This window comes from Methylobacterium sp. AC315 (genome assembly GCF_979253755.1).
Genome location: NZ_CEEDEA010000002.1, coordinates 491,402 through 509,266, shown reverse-complemented (window position 1 = coordinate 509,266; position 17,865 = coordinate 491,402). Strand labels below are relative to the sequence as shown.

Below are 17,865 nucleotides of genomic sequence, written 5' to 3'. Positions count from 1 at the left end.
CTCGCCAACGGCAACCCCATTACCCTGTCCTCCGCGGGCAAGCCCGAAGGCGCGCCGCGCTTCGAGGCTGCCGGGGCCGGGCTCCCCCGGGGCGGGGGCCGCGGGCGGACCCTCGGGCACGCCGCGGGGCGGCACCGGCGGCCGTTCGGGCTTGATCCCGAACAGGCGCTCGAAGAAGTTCTGGGCCTGCGCCGGCGGGGCGCCGAGCAGCGCGGGAACCGCGATCGCGGCCGCCAGGACGGGGAGCAGGCGGGGGAGCAGGAGGCTGCGGGTCCGAGGCATCTGGCTCTGACGAGAGGACGAGGTGGCGGGGCCACGCTCAACCCCTTGTCGAACCGTTAACACGCCATCGATGGCCTTGACGTGGCAGCAGAGCAACAAAATGCATCGACGCCATTCGGGCAGGGCCGGCGTCACGGCAGGATTTTTCAGGAGCGCCAACGCGTTGGCAGAAAATCCGATCGCCGGGGCCAACGGGCCGGCTTTGCCTTGCGAGCCCGTCCGGGGGTTCTTATATCGCCCTCGACGCGGGATTACGCGCTGGATTTCAGCCGTTCACGGCCCTTGATCCGGCCCGGGTCCCATACTCACATCACATGCACATCCGCCATGGGCCGAGCTGCTTCGGGGCTCGGCGGTCTGCTTGAACGCGACAGAAGAGGGATCCCACCATGGGTAAAGTTATCGGTATCGATCTGGGCACCACCAATTCGTGCGTGGCCGTCATGGAAGGCACGCAGCCCCGGGTCATCGAGAATTCTGAAGGCGCCCGCACCACGCCGTCGATCGTCGCCTTCACGGACGACGGCGAGCGGCTCGTCGGCCAGCCGGCCAAGCGTCAGGCGGTCACGAACCCCGAGCGCACGTTCTTCGCCATCAAGCGGCTCGTCGGGCGCACCTTCGACGACCCGATGACCCAGAAGGACAAGGGCCTCGTCCCCTACACGATCGTCCGCGGCGACAACGGCGACGCCTGGGTCGAGGCCGACGGCAAGAAGTATTCGCCCTCGCAGATCTCCGCCTTCACGCTCCAGAAGATGAAGGAGACCGCGGAGTCGCATCTCGGTCAGCCGGTCACGCAGGCGGTCATCACGGTCCCGGCCTACTTCAACGACGCCCAGCGCCAGGCGACCAAGGACGCCGGCAAGATCGCGGGCCTCGAGGTGCTGCGCATCATCAACGAGCCGACCGCGGCCGCCCTCGCGTACGGTCTCGACAAGAAGAAGGCCGGCACCATCGCGGTCTACGACCTCGGCGGCGGCACCTTCGACGTGTCGATCCTCGAAATCGGCGACGGCGTGTTCGAGGTGAAGTCCACCAACGGCGACACCTTCCTGGGCGGCGAGGACTTCGACAACCGCGTGGTCGAGTACCTGACCGCCGAGTTCAAGAAGGAGCAGGGCATCGACCTGACCAAGGACAAGCTCGCCCTCCAGCGCCTCAAGGAGGCCGCCGAGAAGGCGAAGATCGAGCTGTCCTCGGCCACCCAGACCGAGATCAACCTGCCCTACATCACCGCCGACCAGACCGGCCCGAAGCACCTCGCGCTGAAGCTCAGCCGGGCGAAGTTCGAGTCGCTGGTGGACGACCTGGTGCAGCGCACGATCGAGCCCTGCCGCAAGGCGCTCAAGGATGCCGGCGTGTCGGCCTCCGAGATCGACGAGGTGGTGCTGGTCGGCGGCATGATCCGGATGCCCAAGATCCAGGAGGTGGTGAAGTCCTTCTTCGGCAAGGAGCCGCACAAGGGCGTCAACCCCGATGAGGTCGTGGCGATCGGCGCCGCCGTGCAGGCGGGCGTGCTCCAGGGCGACGTCAAGGACGTGCTGCTGCTCGACGTGACCCCGCTGTCGCTGGGCATCGAGACGCTGGGCGGCGTGTTCACCCGGCTCATCGACCGCAACACCACGATCCCGACCAAGAAGTCCCAGACCTTCTCGACGGCGGAGGACAACCAGAACGCCGTTACGATCCGGGTCTTCCAGGGCGAGCGCGAGATGGCGGCCGACAACAAGCTGCTCGGCCAGTTCGACCTCGTCGGCATCCCGCCGGCACCCCGCGGCATGCCGCAGATCGAGGTGACCTTCGACATCGACGCCAACGGCATCGTCAACGTGACGGCCAAGGACAAGGCGACGAACAAGGAGCACCAGATCCGCATCCAGGCCTCGGGCGGCCTCTCGGACGCCGACATCGACCGGATGGTGAAGGACGCCGAGGCCAACGCCGAGGCGGACAAGAAGCGCCGCGAGCTGGTCGAGGTGAAGAACCAGGGCGAGAGCCTGGTCCACGCCACCGAGAAGTCGGTCGCGGAGTACGGCGACAAGGTCCCGGCCGCCGACAAGGGCGCGATCGAGACCGCGATGACCGCGCTCAAGACCGCGCTCGAGGGCGAGGACGTCGAGACCATCAAGGCCCGGACCACGGACCTGATGCAGGCCTCGATGAAGCTCGGCGAGGCGATGTACAGCACCAACCAGCAGGGTGCCGGCCCCGAGGCCGGTGCCGAGGCGGGCGCCTCCGAGAAGAAGGACGACGTCATCGACGCCGACTTCCAGGAGGTCGACGAGAAGGACCAGAAGAAGCGCGCCTGAGGCGTCGCTTCGACAGGACCGTGCGGGGCCGGAGCGATCCGGCCCCGCCTCTGCTTGTGAGACGCGCTGTTGCGCGGGCGCCGCAGGACCCGGATATCGTCCGAATTCAACCTCGGACCGGCCGGCTCATGCTAGAGCGCCGGGGTCGCCACGATCGCGGCGATGCCTCGGCCCGCTCACCCTGCTCGAGACCGCCCCCTGAACGGCCCGCCCCGGCGGGTCCTGGGGACAGGTCCAGGGAACACAGCGCCTTCTGAGTGTCCGGAGACTGGGTGGGATGTCGAAGCGGGACTATTACGAGATCCTGGGATGCGCCAAGACCGCGACGGAAGGTGAGCTGAAGGTCGCCTTCCGCAAGCTCGCGATGACCTTTCATCCCGACCGCAATCCCGGCGACAAGGAAGCCGAGATCAAGTTCAAGGAATTGAACGAGGCCTATCAGTGCCTCTCGGACGGGCAGAAGCGCGCGGCCTACGACAAGTTCGGCCACGCCGCCTTCAGCCAGGGTGCGGGCGGCCCCGGATTCGGAAACGAGTTCGGCGACTTCATGTCGGACATCTTCGACAACTTCTTCGGCGACGGCCGGGGCGGCGCCCAGCGCGGCCGTGGCGGCGGGACGCCGGGCCGCGAGCGCGGCTCAGACCTGCGCTACAACCTCGAGATCACCCTCGAAGAGGCCTTCATCGGCAAGGCCGAGACGATCCGGATCCCGACCTCGGTGACCTGCGAGGCCTGCGACGGCTCGGGCGCCAAGCCGGGCTCGAAGCCGCGCGCCTGCCCGACCTGCGCGGGCTACGGCCGGGTGCGGGCCGCGCAGGGCTTCTTCGCCATCGAACGGACCTGCCCGAACTGCCACGGCCGCGGCGAGATCGTCGACGACCCCTGCGCCACCTGCCAGGGCGCCGGCCGGGTCAACCGCGAGCGCACGCTCTCGATCAACGTGCCGGCGGGCGTCGATGACGGCCTGCGCATCCGGCTGGCCGGCGAGGGCGAGAGCGGGCTGCGCGGCGGCCCGCCCGGGGACCTCTACGTGTTCCTGTCGATCAAGCAGCACGAGTTCTTCCAGCGCGACGGCGCCGACCTGTTCTGCCGGGTGCCGATCTCGATGGTCACGGCGGCGCTCGCGGGCGAGATCACCGTGCCGGTGATCGACGGCTCGCAGACCCAGGTGCGGATCCCGGCCGGAACGCAGACCGCCAAGCAGTTCCGGATCAAGGGCAAGGGCATGCCGGTGCTCCGCTCCCGGGAGGTCGGCGACCTCTACATCCAGGTCTTCGTCGAGACCCCGCAGAACCTGACCAAGCGCCAGCGCGAGCTGCTGCAGGAGTTCGACCAATCGGCCTTGCCGGAGAATCACCCGGAATCAGCGGGCTTCTTCGCCAAGGTGCGGGATTTCTTCGGCAGCGCCGTTCGACCCTAGGAACGCCGATCCGACGCGCTCGCCGGGGTCGAATCGGCATCCCGGTCGGCGGCGGGCGCGTTGGGCCGGATCCGAACCGGTGCACGCCCGTTATGCATCCGGCGAGCGTGGCATGCTTACCCTAGGCGCCGGCCCGGCTTGACTGTAAGACGGCGCGTTGCCTTAGCCTTCCATTCCCATCGGCTTCGAGGAATCCAGGACTTGCCGCCGCTCCGCCGTCCCAGTGCGAAGGCCCCTGCCGCCAGGGGGGACAATCTTGGGCCGCGGCGCGACCCCCTGGAGGACGAAGCCCGCTTCCTCCGTTCCTGGTTCGAGCGGCCGCTCGTGACCGGCGCCGTAACCCCGTCCGGCAAGATGCTGGCCCGGACCATGGCGTCTTACGTCGATCCGCGCCGCGAAGGCCCGGTGGTCGAGCTCGGCCCCGGCACCGGCCCGGTCACGGAGGCGCTGATCCGCCGGGGCATCGCGCCCTCGCGGCTGATCCTGGTGGAGTTCAACCCGGATTTCTGCCGCCTGCTGACCCGGCGCTTCCCGGGTGTGACCGTGATCCGCGGCGATGCCTACGACATGCGCGCGACCCTCAAGACGGCGCTGTCCCAGCCCGCCGCCGCGACCATCTCGAGCCTGCCGCTGTTCACCAAGCCGCTGGAGCAGCGCCTCGACCTGCTCAACGCCGCCCACGACCTGATGCAGCCGGGCGCGCCGTTCGTGCAGTTCACCTACGCGGTGGTGCCGCCGATCCCGGCTCGCTGCGAGGCCGGCAGCTACACGGCGGACCGCTCGAACCGGGTCTGGCTGAACCTGCCGCCCGCGCGGGTCTGGGTGTATCGCCGGCCGTAGGACACCTCTTGTTGCCACCAACTGTCCCATCGAGCGGAACGCCGCGCCGCGCGGAGCCCTCGGTTGCTTCGCTGAGCTGCGCTGACAGGCCTGCATCGGACCGAGCCGGCGTTCAGCTCTTCATCCGGAGGCATGCGCCGCGGACCTTGCTGACGGTCCCCCCTCGTCTGGCGAAGCGTTTGCACCCAGGTTAGGTCAGTGCGGCGCGCCCGCCGCGCTGCACCCGCGCACGACACCAGGGAGCCGCTCTTTTGGCCACGATCATCCCCGTTGCCTCGTTCGACTGCGTCGTGTTCGGCGCCACCGGCGATCTCACGGCGCGCAAGCTGCTGCCGGCGCTGTTCTACCGGTTCCGGGACGGGCAGATCCCGCAGACCAGCCGAATCATCGGCGCCTCGCGCTCGGAGCTGTCCACCGACGCGTTCCGGGAGCATGCGAGGGACGCGCTCAAGCGCTTCGTGCCCGCCTCGGACCTCACCGAGGATGCGCTCCACGCCTTCCTCGACCACGTGGATTACGTCGCGGTGGACGGGGCCGGCGAGAGCGGCTGGGCCGACCTCGTGGCCAAGCTCGACGAGCGGCCCGACCAGGTCCGGCCCTATTATCTCGCCACCTCGCCCGACCTCTACGGCTCGATCTGCCGCAACCTCGCCGCGCACGGGCTCGTGGGCGAGAAGTCGCGGGTCGTGCTGGAGAAGCCGATCGGCAAGGATCTGAAATCGGCCCGTGCGATCAACGACGCGGTCGGCGAGGTCTTCCCCGAATCGCAGATCTTCCGGATCGACCACTACCTCGGCAAGGAGACGGTGCAGAACCTGCTGTCCCTGCGGTTCGCCAACACGATCTTCGAGCGGCTCTGGACCTCGGACGTGATCGACCACGTCCAGATCACCGTGGCCGAGACGGTCGGGGTCGAGGGCCGGGCCGGCTACTACGACACCTCGGGCGCGATGCGCGACATGCTGCAGAACCACATCCTGCAGCTCCTGTGCCTCACCGCCATGGAGAGCCCGCTCAACCTCGAGGCCAACTCGGTGCGCGACGAGAAGCTGAAGGTGCTGCGCGCCCTCAAGCCGATCACCGCCCACGACATCCAGTTCGCCACGGTCCGCGGCCAGTACGTGGCGGGCGCCGTCGACGGCAAGCCGGTGGAGGGCTACCTCGCCGAGCTGGGCCACGAGAGCCGGACCGAGACCTTCGTGGCCATGAAGGTCGAGATCCAGTCCGGGCGCTGGGCCGGGGTGCCGTTCTACCTGCGCACCGGCAAGCGCCTGCCGCAGAAGCTGTCGGAGATCGTGGTCCAGTTCCGGGCCTCGCCGTTCTCGATCTTCCCCGAGGAGGCGTTCGGGCGCGAGCCCAACCGCCTCGTGATCCGCCTGCAGCCGCAGGAGGGCATGAAGCTCGAGGTGATGACCAAGGATCCGGGCCCCGGTGGCCTGCGGCTGCGCCCGACCGACCTCGACATCTCCTTCGAGGAGACCTTCAAGCAGCGCTACCCGGACGCCTACGAGCGCCTGCTGATGGACGTGGTCCGGGGCAACGCCACCCTGTTCATGCGCCGCGACGAGGTCGAGGCCGCCTGGGCCTGGGCCGACGGCGTGCTCAAGGCCTGGGCCGACCGTCCGGAGGCGCCGCGGCCCTACCCGGCCGGGAGCTGGGGGCCCACCGCCGCCATCGCGCTGATCGAGCGCGACGGGCGGACCTGGCACGAGGAGCTGCGGTAACGGCGCGGCGGCTTACGGCCAAGCTGCCTTGATGCGGTCAAGCCGGATGACGAGATTGGTCCCCGCCGCCGGTCACCGCCCCGCGAGAGGGCGGGCCCGGCCTCGCACGAGGGATCATCGCATGCTGAACACGGATCCAGGCATGGCCGGCTCGGCCGAACGCCGGCTGGAGCGCTCGGTCGACGCCGCCCTGCGGGTCATCGCGGCCGCCCATGTCGAGCGGCAGGCGCCGCCGATCTCCGCCGCCCGCCGCCGCCTGAGCGAGGTCTACGGCGCCACCCGCCTCGCAAAACGCCTGGAGCGCGAGCGGCGCAGCGCCTGAGCGGGGATCATCAGACCACCGCGTCCCAAGTCTCGCTGAGCGGCTCGCTGAGCGGCGTGGTTTTGCGGATCAGCCGCACCCGCAGCACGATGTCCCCCGCCGGCATCGGCTGGGGCGGCCGCCACTCCACGTAGACGCGCCAGCCGCCGGTCTGCGGCACGAAGTTGGCCACCGGCTCGTGCAGCGTGCCGGCGCTGGCCGAGACCTCCGCGGCGACCGCCTCGTCCGGACCCTTCGGCAGTGACGGACCCTTGAAATCGATTATGCAGAGGCGCCGCTCCGGCCTCGGCGGGACGGTCGGGCGCAGGCGCTCGGCCGAACCGAACCGGGTCTCGGTGACCCGGGCGAGCGCGGGTTGCGGGATCGCGTCCGCGGGCTCCGCCCCCACGGTGGTCAGGCCGTAGGCGAGACGCAGGGCCGTGCCCGGCTGCACCGGATCGGCCGGCGCGAAGGCCGCCACGATGTTATCCATGTACTCTTCGTCCGAGGGGATCTCGTAGAGCTGCACGGCGCCCTCCGCGAAGGCACGCCCTTGGTCGGGCGACACCCACAGGCCGGGCCGGGCCTCCTGGCGCGCCTCCACGTCCAGATAGGCGGCAAAGCTCCGCTCCCGCTGCAGCAGCCCGAACCCGGTGAGCGGCTTCGCCCCGAAGGCCGAGATCTGCGGCTGCCGGCGTCCGTTGACCAGCGGCCGCCACAGCCGGTCGCCCGGGGTGGCGACGCACAGCCCATCGGAATCGTGCACCTGCGGGCGGAAGTCGTCGAACGGCTTGGCGCCCCGGGCGCCGGGCCCGTTCTGGCCGTACAGGAACATGCTGGTGAGCGGCGCCAGCCCGAGCCGCGGGATCGCGGTGCGCGGGTGGAGCGACGCGGTGACGGCGATCCGCGCCGGGGCCCCGGGGGTGATCACGAACCGATAGGCGCCGGACACGCTCGGGCTGTCGAGGAGCGACAGCACCGTGAGGGTGCGCGCCTCCGGCTCCGGCTCGCACAGCCAGTGGGCGATGAAGTCGGGAAACTCCTCGCCCTCCGGGGCGCCGGTGCCGATGGCGAGCCCCCGGGCCGAGAGCCCGTATTCCTGGCCGGCCGCGCGCAGCCGGAAATAGGACGCGCCGAGGAAGACCAGGAACTCCTCCTGGAAGCCCTCGGACCGCCAGGCCGGCGTGTCCGGGAAGGCGTAGTGCAGGCGGAAGCCCGCGAAGCCGAGATCGGCCGGAAAACCCTGGCCGGCGAGCCGCCCGCCGAGGTCGAACATCCGGCTCTCGTACGGGATCGGCCGGGCCGGGCCGGTGCGCGGCTGGAGGTAGAGCGCCACGCGCTTGCGCTGCAGGAAGCCGCGATGGAACAGCTGCGCGCTGAAATGGCGGCCCAGCGGCACCCCCTCGGACGGCCGGAAGACGATGCTCCGGTAGCCGTCGTAATCCAGCCCGGTCAGCGCGGGCGGCAACTCGCTGGGCGGGGCCGCGTAGGGGGCGGCCGCCAGGCGCTCGGCCTGCGCCACCAGGGTCTCGAAGGTCATCGGGGCGTCCTCGGAAGCCCCGGAGACCGGTCCCTGCGGCTGAAGCGCCGGTCCGGCCCATGTTCGGGCGCCATTCAGATCTATAGCGCTAGGTAGAATACTGCCGGCAGCCGCGGTCAGGGCCGTCCTGAGAACGCGGCGTCGGGAGGGGGGATCGATCCGTTCGGCCTCCGGCTGCCTGTGCGGCCGGGTCGGCTGCGTGTCCTCGCCCCGCATATCGGTGTCCACGCTCATCGGTTCCCGCCCGCCCGCGGCGAGGCAGCCGGCAGGCTTCCACGGTCGAGTTCCTCGCGCCATGTCCTCACGCGTCCCCTCCTCACGCGTTACCGCCTCCGCCGAGCGGCCGCACCGGAACGCCTGTCCGGGCATTCCCGATCCCCAGCCTGTATGGACCGGCGCGGTTCCCCCCGAACCCGAGGCCTGGGCCGGCCGCCGCCGGGCCCTGCTGGCCCGGCGCCTCGCCCTGGCGGTCCCGAGCCTCGCCACCGCGGGCGGTCTCGCATGGCTGGCGGCCACCGCCTACCCGGCCGGCGGCAGCCCGCTGGCCTGGACCCTCCTTGTCCTGTTCGGCCTGCTGATGGGCTGGCAGGCGTTTGTCGCCTGCCAATACGTCTACGGGCTCGTGGCCACGCTCCTGGGCGACCGGGCGAAGTCGGTGCTGGAGCGCCGGGCGGAGGCCGCCGAAGCGCCCGCCGCGGGCTCCGGCCGGACCGCCGCCGTGGTGGCGATCCACGCCGAGGACGCGGTGGCGGTGTTCGCCAGGCTCCGGGTGATGGCCCGCTCGCTGGCGCGCGAGCAGGCGAAGGGCTCGGGGAAAGCCATCGACATCTTCGTCCTGTCGGACACCCGGGACGGCGCGATCGCGGCCGTCGAGGAACACGAATTCGCCCGCATCCTGGCCTGGGCGGAGGCCGACCCGGCCCTGCCGCGGATCCGCTACCGCCGCCGGACCGAGAACACCGGCCGCAAGGCCGGCAACATCGGCGCGTTCTGCCGCAGCCACGGCGCGGACTACGCCTACATGATCGTCCTCGACGCCGACAGCCTGATGACCGGCGCTGCCATGACCCGGCTCGTGGGCCTGATGGACGAGAGCCCCCGCACCGGCCTGATCCAGACCGTCTCGTACGCGGCGGGCCGGGACACGCTGTTCGCCCGGATCCAGCAATTCGCCGTGCGCCTCTACGCGCCGCTGGCCCTGCGCTGCCTGGAGACCTGGCAGGGCCCGGAGGGCAGCTACTGGGGCCACAACGCGATCCTGCGGATCGAGGCCTTCGCGCAGAACGCACAGCTGCCTGTCCTGCCCGGCCGGGCGCCGCTCGGCGGCGAGATCCTGTGCCACGACATCGTCGAGGGCGCCCTGATGGTCCGGGCCGGCTGGGAGGTTCGCCTGCTGCCCGAGATGGGCGGGACCTGGGAGGAGATGCCCACGAACCTCGTCGACCTGCTCGGCCGCGAGCGCCGCTGGTGCCAGGGCAACCTGCAGCACCTGCGCGTCCTGCCCTGGGCCGGGCTGCACGCGGCCAGCCGCTGGCACCTCGCGGTCGGCATCCTGGCCTACGGCATGCTGCCGCTCTGGATCGCCTTCCTGGGTCTGGCCTCCTGGCAGGCGGCCCGCACCGGCGACCTCGGCCTGCTCGCCTACGGGCTGACCGGCCACGGCGCCGCCGCCCACGGCCTCGCCGCCCTCAGCCTTGCCGTGCTGGCGCTGCCCAAGGTCCTGAGCCTCGGCCACGTCCTCGCCTCGCCCGGGCGCCGGGCGGCGTTCGGCGGGACCCGGGCGCTGCTGGCGAGCGCCGCCCTGGAGCAGGCCGTGTGGGTGATCCTGTGGCCGGTGCTGACCCTGTTCACCGCCGGCGCCGTGGTCTCGACCTTCCTGGGCCGGGTGGTGCGCTGGGAGACCCAGGACCGCGACGACCGGCAGGTCTCCTGGTCGGAGGCGTTCCGGCTGCAGGCCGACGCCGTGGTGGTCGGGGCGCTGATCGTCTTCGCCCTGGTCTGGGCCGGCGATGCCTGGCTCGGCCTGTGGCTGGCGCCCCTGGCGCTCGCGCTGCTCACGAGCCCGGCGCAGAGCGTCTGGACCAGCCGGGCCGATCTCGGCCGCGCCGCCCGGGCCCGGGGCCTGTTCCTCACCGCCGACGACACCGCGCAGGCGCCCGAGCTGGCCGAGCTGAGCCAGATCCGCGGCCTCCCGGCCGCCGCGCCGGCCCTCGTCCGCGCGGCGGCCCTGGAGCCCACGATCTGGCTCGCCGCCGACGAGGCGTGAGCGTCGGCGCCGGACCGGGGCGGATACGCGTAAACGCCCCGGTCCATCCCGCGCTTATGGCCAAGCTGCCACAGTGTTGCCATCGAGTCACGGAGGAGCGGAACCGGCCGAGCGGGGCGGTTTGAGACTTGGTTTTGGGACGCGAGCGTTTACCCCTTGGCGAGGATCGGCACGGCATCGTGCCCCAGTAATTCGCTGCGTTCCCACTCCATTTCGCGCCTGCCCCGAGAGGCTTTGATGCGTCGTTTCCTTCCCGCCCTCGTAGGGCTCTTCGGCGCGGTCGCCTGCACCGCGCCGGCGTTCGCCTACGAGATCGACCCGCTGACCCGTCAGCCTCTGAACGATGCACTGTCCGTGCGGGTGCGTCCGCAGGCCGTCGAGACCGTGGCGGTGCCGGTGGCCAACGCCTCCCTCAACCCGGCCGACCCCATGGACGCGGCGGTGCCGCAGATGTCGGCGATCCCGCGCGAGACCGTGGCGTATAGCGGCCCCTACGGCGCCGGCACGATCGTGGTCTCCACGGCCGAGCGGCGGCTCTACTACGTGATGGGCGGCGGCCAGGCCCTGCGCTACGGCGTCGGCGTCGGCCGTCCGGGCTTCACCTGGGGCGGCGTGCAGACCATCACGATGAAGCGCGAGTGGCCGGATTGGCGTCCGCCGTCGACCATGCTGCGCCGCCGGCCCGACCTGCCGCGCTACATGAAGGGCGGGATCGAGAACCCCCTCGGCGCCCGCGCCATGTATCTCGGCGGCTCGATCTACCGGATCCACGGCTCGAACGAGCCGGAGACCATCGGCACCGCCGTCTCCTCGGGCTGCATCCGCATGACGAACGACGACGTAACCGACCTCTACACCCGCGCCAAGGTCGGCACGAAGGTCATCGTCCAGCGCTGATTTTTTGGGACTTTTTGGATGGGGCCGGCCGCGAGGCCGGCCCTTTTGCGTTCAGGCCTCGGGCAATGTCACCAGCGCGTCGGGGCGCTTCACCTCGATCTCGATGAACGCGATCGGGTGCTCCGACCCGTTCATCACGTCGTGCCGGATTCCGGCCGGGCGCATGTAGGATTGCCCGGCCGCCAGCAGGGTCTCGCTGACCGCCGCCCCGTCATGGACGCGCAGCACGCCCTCGACCAGCATCACCACGAAATACGGCCAGCCGTGCTCGTGCCAGCCGGTCACCGCCCCGGGCGAGAAATCCCAGCGGGTGATGCGGACCGTGGCGTCGTCCTGCTGGATCGTGGGCACTGCGGGGATCGTGCAGGTGAAGGCCATGGTGGCTCCGGGGCTGGCGAGACGTCCGGCTCGCACCGAACGTCCAAAGATGAGGATGCGATCGCCGGCCGGAGAGCCGGTCAGATCTGAACGCCCGATCGGCCCGACCGCGCGTCACGGCGCTCCCGGCATCGAGGAGGGGGCACGAGCACCATGGCGGATTCCGATGATGACGACTTCGTCTTCGGAAGCCTCGTAGAAAATTAAATACGGGTGGGGTCGCACTGCGATGCGCCGGAGATTTTTTAGGCTCGTCAACCGGCCGCTTCTCGGCTGATCCAGAAGGAAATCGAGGACAATCTGGATCCGGCCCTGAACGCGTCGTGCCCCTTGAGGCGATGCCTGCGCGATCTCCGAGAGCACACGCTCAAGTTCCGCCGCCGCATCCGCGGTAAAGCGCAGTCTCAAAGCCCGTGCTTCGCCCAGATCGCCCGGATCTGCTCATCCGAAGCGAAATCACGCCGCGCCGCCTGGGCGCGCGAGTTCACGAAAGACGCTTCTTCCTCCGGGCTGATCCGGTAGACAGGCTCGTCCTCGCCGGCGAGGCGCAGGAGGACGCCGGCCAGCTCGTCCTGGGTTTCGGAGGGCAGCATGCGCACGCGCGCGATGGCTCGGTCGAGAAGCTCCGTCATGCCGTCATCGTGCGTCAGAATCATTGCCGAGAGAAGTCGTCTTGGCGCAGAAGCTGCCGGCTTTCTGACCAGTCGACCTCAATGGCAGCCGCACGAGCCCGAGCCGCAGCCCCCGGTCTGCTTCACCGGGGCTGTGCGCGCGGTCTCGCGGTCGAGCCCGCGCTCGGCCAGTTCGGTGAGGTAGGTCTGCCACCGGGATTCGTATTCGCGGCCGAGGATGTGGAGGTATTCCCAGCCGTAGATCCCGGTGTCGTGCATGTCGTCGAAGCCGAGCTTGACCGCGTAGTTGCCGATCGGGTCCACGGCCAGGATCGCCACGGCGCGCTTGCCGCCGATCACCTTGCGCTCCAAGGGCGAATGTCCCTGCACCTCGGCCGACGGGCTCGACACCCGCAGGTACTCGGCCGGCAGGGCGAAGCGCGCTCCGTCCTCGAAGGCGACGTTCAGCACCCGCCGGTCGGCCGACAGGCGGATCTCGGTCGGCCACAGATCCTCGTTCACGGGTCACACTCCTCAAGCATTCCGGGGCCGCGGCCCGGGGTCGGCTTGCCCACGACCGTATCGGGCATCATATGCTCAATCATGCTCGATGACATCTCCAGCACGCCGCAGGGGTTTTCGGCCGCGGCGCCCCGCGCGCCGAACCCCGCACCGCTGATCGACCCGTTCCAGCGGGCGATCTCGTACCTGCGCATCTCCGTGACGGATCGCTGCGATTTGCGCTGCGCCTACTGCATGTCGGAGACCATGCAGTTCCTGCCCAAGCGCGACCTGCTGACCCTGGAGGAGCTGGACCGGCTCTGCGGCGTGTTCATCGCCCGGGGCGTGCGCAAGTTGCGGATCACCGGCGGCGAGCCGCTGGTCCGCCGCGACATCATGCACCTGTTCCGCCGCCTGTCGCGCCACCTCGATTCCGGCGCGCTCGAGGAGCTGACGCTCACCACCAACGGCACCCAGCTCACGCGCTACGCCGCCGAGCTGGCGAGCTTCGGGGTGCGCCGGATCAACGTGTCCCTGGATACGCTGGACCCCCAGAAGTTCCGGGCGATCACCCGGCGGGGCGACCTGCCGGTGGTGCTCGACGGCATCGCGGCCGCGCGGGCGGCCGGCATGAAGGTCAAGATCAACGCGGTGGCCCTGCGCGACGTCAACGCCGACGAAATCCCCGACATGATCACCTGGGCCCACGGTCTGGGCATGGACATGACGCTGATCGAAGTCATGCCGCTGGGCGAGATCGAGGCCGACCGCACGGACCAGTTCCTGCCGCTCTCGGTGGCGCGGCAGCGCCTGGAGAGCCGCTTCACCCTGACCCCGCTCTCCGACCGCACCGGCGGCCCGGCGCGCTACGTCCGGGTCGAGGAGACCGGCGGCAAGCTCGGCTTCATCACGCCGCTGACCCACAATTTCTGCGAGAGCTGCAACCGGGTGCGCCTGACCTGCACCGGCCAGCTTTACCTGTGCCTCGGCCAGGAGGATTCCGCGGATCTGCGTGCCGTGCTGCGCGCCTCCCCGGATGATGCCGTGCTGGCGGCGGCGGTGGTCGAGGCGATCACGCGCAAGCCGAAGGGCCACGACTTCGTCATCGAGCGCCAGCGCCCGGCCGCGGTGCCGCGCCACATGAGCGTGACGGGCGGGTAGCGCGCGTCACATCTCCTCGTCGGCGTAGCGCGACTGCGCTCGTCCGCGCTGTCCGGATCCCCTCCGCGGCGCCCCGGCGCTGATTCCCGCCACCAGGTCGGCGATGTGGCGCAGCGTCTCCACCGCCAGAGCCTTGTCGCCCTCGCCCCGGCCCTGCGGGATCAGCGCCTTGGCGAATCCGAGCTTCTGGGCCTCCTTCAGCCGGGCGCCCGCCTGCGCCACCGGGCGGATCGCCCCGGACAGGCCGATCTCGCCGAAATAGACGGTCTCCGGCGGCAGCACCGCCCCCGACAGGGACGAGACCAGGGCGGCCGCCACCGCGAGGTCGGCGGCCGGTTCGGTGATGCGCAGGCCGCCGGCGACATTCAGGTAAACGTCGTGGGTGCCGAGCCGGATGCCGCCATGGGCCTCCAGCACGGCCAGCACCATGGACAGCCGGTTCGGGTCCCAGCCGACCACGGCCCGGCGGGGCATGCCGAGCGAGGACGGCGCCACCAGCGCCTGGATCTCCACCAGCAGGGGCCGCGTGCCCTCCATCCCGGCGAAGACCGCGGTGCCGGCGGCCTGGTGGTCGCGCCCGGCCAGGAACAGGGCCGAGGGGTTGGGCACCTCGGCGAGCCCCGCATCGGTCATCTCGAACACCCCGATCTCGTCGGTGGGGCCGAAGCGGTTCTTCACGGCGCGCAGGATGCGGAAATGGTGGCCCTGGTCGCCCTCGAACGAGGCCACCGCGTCGACCATGTGCTCCACCACCCGGGGGCCGGCGATCTGTCCGTCCTTGGTGACGTGGCCGACCAGGATCACCGCGGTGCCGGTGGTCTTGGCGAAGCGGATCAGCGCCTGGGCCGAGGAGCGCACCTGCGTGACCGTGCCGGGGGCCGATTCGACGGTCTCGGTCCACATGGTCTGGATCGAATCGATGATCGCGAGCGCCGGCGGGCGGCCCTGGCTCAGGGTCTCGATGATGTCCTCGACGTTGGTCTCGGCGGCCAGATCCACCGGACGGGAACTCAAGCCCAGCCGCTCGGCCCGCAGGCGCACCTGCCCCACCGCCTCCTCGCCGGAGATGTAGGCGACCCGCTCGCCGGTCCCCGCCATGGCGGCGGAGGCCTGCATCAGCAGGGTGGACTTGCCGATGCCGGGATCGCCGCCGAGCAGGATCACCGAGCCGCGCACGAAGCCGCCGCCGGTGACCCGGTCGAGCTCGCCGATCCCCGAGGGGATGCGCGGCGCCTCCTTGGTCTCGCCTGTCAGGCCCTCGAGCGGAAACACCCGGCCGCGGGCGCGGGACGGCCGCGTCGCGACCGGACCGGACTGGCCCGGCGCCGCGGCGGCCTCCTCGACGATCGTGTTCCAGCCGTTGCAGGCCTCGCAGCGCCCGCGCCAGCGGTTGTAGACCGCCCCGCAGGACTGGCAGACGAAGGTCTGGTGGATCTTGGCCATTCGGGTCCGCGCGCCGCCGGTCCGGCATTCGTAAGGTGGGTTCGGATCACCCTACATAAGTTCGAACATAACGCGAACCCAGCCCCGTCAGGATCTCGTAGCCGATCGTGCCGGCGGCGCGGCCGACGGTGTCGACGTCCAGGCTGTCGCCGATCAGCACCGCGGTGGCGCCGCGCCGGGCGGCGGGGGCCGCGGTGACGTCGAGGATGATCAGGTCCATGGAGACGAGGCCCAGGATCGGGCAGGGCACGCCCCCGACCAGCGCCTGGCCGCGCCCGCTGATCGCCCGGGGGAAGCCATCCGCGTAGCCGAGCGACAGGGTGGCGAGCCGGCTCGGGGCCGGGGCCGTCCAGCGGCCGTTATAGCCGACGCTGGTTCCGGCCTCGACATCCCGCACCTGCGCGATCAGGGCCTCCAGCCGCACCACCGGGCGCATCGGGTTGGCGGATCCGGGCGTCGGGTTGCCGCCGAACAGGGCATAGCCCGGGCGCAGCAGGTCGTACCGGGCGCCGTCGAGGAAGACGCCGGATGAATTGGCGAGCGACGCAAGCAGGCCCGGGTAGGCGGCCCGGACCCGGGCGAAGTCGGCGATCTGCCGGGCGTTGACCGGGTCGGCCGGTTTCTCGGCGCTGACGAAGTGGCTCATCAGCAGGTCGATCCCGCAGGCCGCGATGCACGGGTCGCCCGCGAGCGCCAGCGCCTCCGGCACCGGCAGCCCGAGGCGGTTCATCCCGGTGTCGACGTGGAGCGCCGCCGGCAGGCGCCCGCCCGAGACCGCCACCCACTCCGTCATCTCCTCGCGGCTGCCGAGCACCGGGCGCAGGCCGTGGGCCGCGAAGGTCGCGCCGGCACCGGGCGGCAGCCCGTTCAGGACGTAGAGCGCGGCCTCCGGCAGGGCGGCCCGGGCCGCGATGGCCTCGGACAGGTGGGCGACGAAGAAGGTCCGGCACCCGGCCGCCCACAGGGCCGGCCCGACCCGCGCGACGCCGCAGCCATAGGCGTCGGCCTTCACCACGGCGGCGCAATCCGCGCCCCGGGCGGCCAGCGATCGCCAATTCGCGGCGATCGCCCCGAGATCGATGGTCAGCCGGGCGCCGTGGGCGCCGTCAATCGTTTGGGATTTGGTCATCTACCGGACGCCTACGGTCCAATCGGTCCCGAGCGGACATGCAAGATGCATAATGGATTTCCGAGACGGATGTTTGTCCGCGGTTCATAGCAAAACAGTCGTCTGCAGAAAAGAAATTGTCCGACGTTTGAACGGCGGGAGTCCGCCGGAGTAACGCTCGTTGCATGTCGACGGTTGGCACAGGGCGTCATTCGGCGTGCAATCTGTTGACAGCGCCGGTGCCACGGGGCCGGCAAACGGATGCTCTACTGATAGGCTGCTTGAAAATAGGAATTTATTCAGATAAGGATGCCCTGATTAAGGAGCCTGTACATGCGAAACGACTCGAAAGTCGCCTGTGCGGTCGCTAGCAGACAGATAGAGTTATGCCGTCTTGAAATAAGGAGGGTGCTCATCGAAAAAGAAATTACATCTAAGGAATACAATCCAAATCATCCTCGCATCCCTGCAAGGCATACAGGCGGTGGGCGATAGACAGACGGCGGAACTACCAACTTACCCCCGCGCCCAAAGATCGTAAATGCTCGCAAGGTACCCCTGTACTCTCTTGTTACATCTCAACAAGACTGAGACGAGCAGTATCGCCGCGACTTGATTGTTGCAAATTTACTGATCTACGCGCATGTTGTGCCCAAGCTATGGTTAGACTTGTTGCATGCGAGCGCGGGCATTCGATTCCGCCCCTAAACCTCTAAGGGCGCTGCCATGATCATCGCAAAAAGAAATCTAGCGGTGCGTTCGCCGTCCGGTGATAACCGAGTGGAGATATCTATTCATGCTCCAGAATTGCAAGATGGAGTTTGGATGTGTCGATATCAAATTGGGTGGCCAAATCAAAACAGGGCGAGTTTTGCTGCGGGAGCCGACTCGATTCAGGCCCTTCATCTAGCCTTACAGAAGATAGGTATGGAATTGTATGTCAGTCCCTATCACCTGTCCGGCGACTTAAGGTGGGAAAAAACCGGGGACGGGTATGGCTTTCCGGTGCCCAAGAATGGGCGCGATATGCTCGTCGGTGCAGATAAGTCGTTCGCGGGCTGACGATGGGTGTGTGATTCTCTGC

The 17,865-nt window shown here is 69.7% G+C and carries 16 protein-coding genes and 1 pseudogene; 9 read left to right on the top strand and 8 right to left on the bottom strand.

Translation table 11 applies throughout. The features are described 5' to 3' along the window. A pseudogene (locus AC0IY0_RS05170) lies at nt 1-282 on the bottom strand (hypothetical protein); the annotation flags it as partial. A gap of 389 nt (nt 283-671) precedes the next feature. Here AC0IY0_RS05170 and dnaK point away from each other — a divergent pair. From dnaK to AC0IY0_RS05145, 5 genes are all read left to right on the top strand, one after another. Continuing rightward, the gene (gene dnaK / locus AC0IY0_RS05165; RefSeq protein WP_471763217.1) at nt 672-2,591 is read left to right on the top strand and encodes a molecular chaperone DnaK; all 1,920 of its coding nucleotides are present in this window, start codon (nt 672-674) and stop codon (nt 2,589-2,591) included. Between the two features lie 277 nt (nt 2,592-2,868). Beyond that, a complete protein-coding gene (gene dnaJ / locus AC0IY0_RS05160; RefSeq protein WP_147909613.1) occupies nt 2,869-4,011 on the top strand; it encodes a molecular chaperone DnaJ in 1,143 nt (380 codons plus the stop codon). A 201-nt stretch (nt 4,012-4,212) separates the two neighbouring features. Beyond that, nucleotides 4,213-4,851, top strand: coding sequence for a class I SAM-dependent methyltransferase (locus AC0IY0_RS05155; protein WP_419828991.1), 639 nt, complete (start codon nt 4,213-4,215; stop codon nt 4,849-4,851). 251 nt (nt 4,852-5,102) lie between these two features. After that, nucleotides 5,103-6,575, top strand: coding sequence for a glucose-6-phosphate dehydrogenase (zwf, locus tag AC0IY0_RS05150; protein WP_471763216.1), 1,473 nt, complete (start codon nt 5,103-5,105; stop codon nt 6,573-6,575). Nucleotides 6,576-6,717: 142 nt separating this feature from the next. Further along, nucleotides 6,718-6,897, top strand: coding sequence for a hypothetical protein (locus AC0IY0_RS05145; protein WP_419829988.1), 180 nt, complete (start codon nt 6,718-6,720; stop codon nt 6,895-6,897). 10 nt (nt 6,898-6,907) lie between these two features. On the opposite strand, the gene AC0IY0_RS05140 is transcribed toward AC0IY0_RS05145, so the two are convergent. Next, a complete protein-coding gene (locus AC0IY0_RS05140; protein ID WP_471763215.1) occupies nt 6,908-8,416 on the bottom strand; it encodes an OpgD/OpgG family glucan biosynthesis protein in 1,509 nt (502 codons plus the stop codon). A gap of 295 nt (nt 8,417-8,711) precedes the next feature. On the opposite strand from AC0IY0_RS05140, the gene mdoH reads away from it, so the two are divergent. Together mdoH and AC0IY0_RS05130 are read left to right on the top strand one after the other, a co-directional pair. Beyond that, entirely contained in the window at nt 8,712-10,682 is a 1,971-nt protein-coding gene (mdoH, locus tag AC0IY0_RS05135) for a glucans biosynthesis glucosyltransferase MdoH (RefSeq protein WP_471763214.1), read from the top strand. Nucleotides 10,683-10,919: 237 nt separating this feature from the next. After that, nucleotides 10,920-11,579 carry a L,D-transpeptidase gene (locus tag AC0IY0_RS05130; protein WP_147939494.1) on the top strand — a complete coding sequence of 220 codons (660 nt, stop codon included), beginning with the start codon at nt 10,920-10,922 and terminating at the stop codon, nt 11,577-11,579. Nucleotides 11,580-11,630: 51 nt separating this feature from the next. Here the strand turns inward: AC0IY0_RS05130 and AC0IY0_RS05125 are convergent, their stop codons facing one another. The 4 genes from AC0IY0_RS05125 to AC0IY0_RS05110 form a co-directional block, all read right to left on the bottom strand. Then, nucleotides 11,631-11,957 (bottom strand): cupin domain-containing protein, encoded by a 327-nt coding sequence (locus tag AC0IY0_RS05125; protein WP_147909606.1) that lies wholly within the window; start codon nt 11,955-11,957, stop codon nt 11,631-11,633. A gap of 114 nt (nt 11,958-12,071) precedes the next feature. Continuing rightward, entirely contained in the window at nt 12,072-12,365 is a 294-nt protein-coding gene (locus AC0IY0_RS05120; protein ID WP_281407068.1) for a type II toxin-antitoxin system RelE/ParE family toxin, read from the bottom strand. After that, complete coding sequence (locus AC0IY0_RS05115; RefSeq protein ID WP_147909605.1) at nt 12,362-12,589, bottom strand: hypothetical protein; 228 nt, start codon at nt 12,587-12,589, stop codon at nt 12,362-12,364. The genes AC0IY0_RS05120 and AC0IY0_RS05115 overlap by 4 nt, the downstream gene beginning before the upstream one ends. 78 nt (nt 12,590-12,667) lie before the next feature. Next, nucleotides 12,668-13,090, bottom strand: a complete 423-nt coding sequence (locus tag AC0IY0_RS05110; protein ID WP_147909604.1) for a gamma-butyrobetaine hydroxylase family protein — start codon at nt 13,088-13,090, stop codon at nt 12,668-12,670. 81 nt (nt 13,091-13,171) lie between these two features. On the opposite strand from AC0IY0_RS05110, the gene moaA reads away from it, so the two are divergent. Then, a complete protein-coding gene (moaA, locus tag AC0IY0_RS05105; RefSeq protein ID WP_471763213.1) occupies nt 13,172-14,230 on the top strand; it encodes a GTP 3',8-cyclase MoaA in 1,059 nt (352 codons plus the stop codon). 6 nt (nt 14,231-14,236) lie between these two features. Here the strand turns inward: moaA and radA are convergent, their stop codons facing one another. Beyond that, nucleotides 14,237-15,673 carry a DNA repair protein RadA gene (radA, locus tag AC0IY0_RS05100; protein WP_147909603.1) on the bottom strand — a complete coding sequence of 479 codons (1,437 nt, stop codon included), beginning with the start codon at nt 15,671-15,673 and terminating at the stop codon, nt 14,237-14,239. A 46-nt stretch (nt 15,674-15,719) separates the two neighbouring features. Beyond that, complete coding sequence (alr, locus tag AC0IY0_RS05095; protein WP_471763212.1) at nt 15,720-16,802, bottom strand: alanine racemase; 1,083 nt, start codon at nt 16,800-16,802, stop codon at nt 15,720-15,722. 705 nt (nt 16,803-17,507) lie between these two features. Here alr and AC0IY0_RS05090 point away from each other — a divergent pair. Further along, entirely contained in the window at nt 17,508-17,843 is a 336-nt protein-coding gene (locus AC0IY0_RS05090) for a DUF6968 family protein (protein WP_471763211.1), read from the top strand. Nucleotides 17,844-17,865: the final 22 nt, after the last annotated feature.

Excerpts from the sequence above, each read along its gene's own strand:
- moaA (WP_471763213.1), top strand. The coding sequence starts at position 13,172 with ATGCTCGATGACATCTCCAGCACGCCGCAGGGGTTTTCGGCCGCGGCG.
- mdoH (WP_471763214.1), top strand. The coding sequence starts at position 8,712 with ATGTCCTCACGCGTCCCCTCCTCACGCGTTACCGCCTCCGCCGAGCGG.
- AC0IY0_RS05125 (WP_147909606.1), bottom strand. The coding sequence starts at position 11,957 with ATGGCCTTCACCTGCACGATCCCCGCAGTGCCCACGATCCAGCAGGAC.
- AC0IY0_RS05145 (WP_419829988.1), top strand. The coding sequence starts at position 6,718 with ATGGCCGGCTCGGCCGAACGCCGGCTGGAGCGCTCGGTCGACGCCGCC.
- AC0IY0_RS05115 (WP_147909605.1), bottom strand. The coding sequence starts at position 12,589 with ATGACGGAGCTTCTCGACCGAGCCATCGCGCGCGTGCGCATGCTGCCC.
- AC0IY0_RS05090 (WP_471763211.1), top strand. The coding sequence starts at position 17,508 with ATGATCATCGCAAAAAGAAATCTAGCGGTGCGTTCGCCGTCCGGTGAT.
- alr (WP_471763212.1), bottom strand. The coding sequence starts at position 16,802 with ATGACCAAATCCCAAACGATTGACGGCGCCCACGGCGCCCGGCTGACC.
- AC0IY0_RS05140 (WP_471763215.1), bottom strand. The coding sequence starts at position 8,416 with ATGACCTTCGAGACCCTGGTGGCGCAGGCCGAGCGCCTGGCGGCCGCC.
- dnaK (WP_471763217.1), top strand. The coding sequence starts at position 672 with ATGGGTAAAGTTATCGGTATCGATCTGGGCACCACCAATTCGTGCGTG.
- AC0IY0_RS05130 (WP_147939494.1), top strand. The coding sequence starts at position 10,920 with ATGCGTCGTTTCCTTCCCGCCCTCGTAGGGCTCTTCGGCGCGGTCGCC.
- dnaJ (WP_147909613.1), top strand. The coding sequence starts at position 2,869 with ATGTCGAAGCGGGACTATTACGAGATCCTGGGATGCGCCAAGACCGCG.
- radA (WP_147909603.1), bottom strand. The coding sequence starts at position 15,673 with ATGGCCAAGATCCACCAGACCTTCGTCTGCCAGTCCTGCGGGGCGGTC.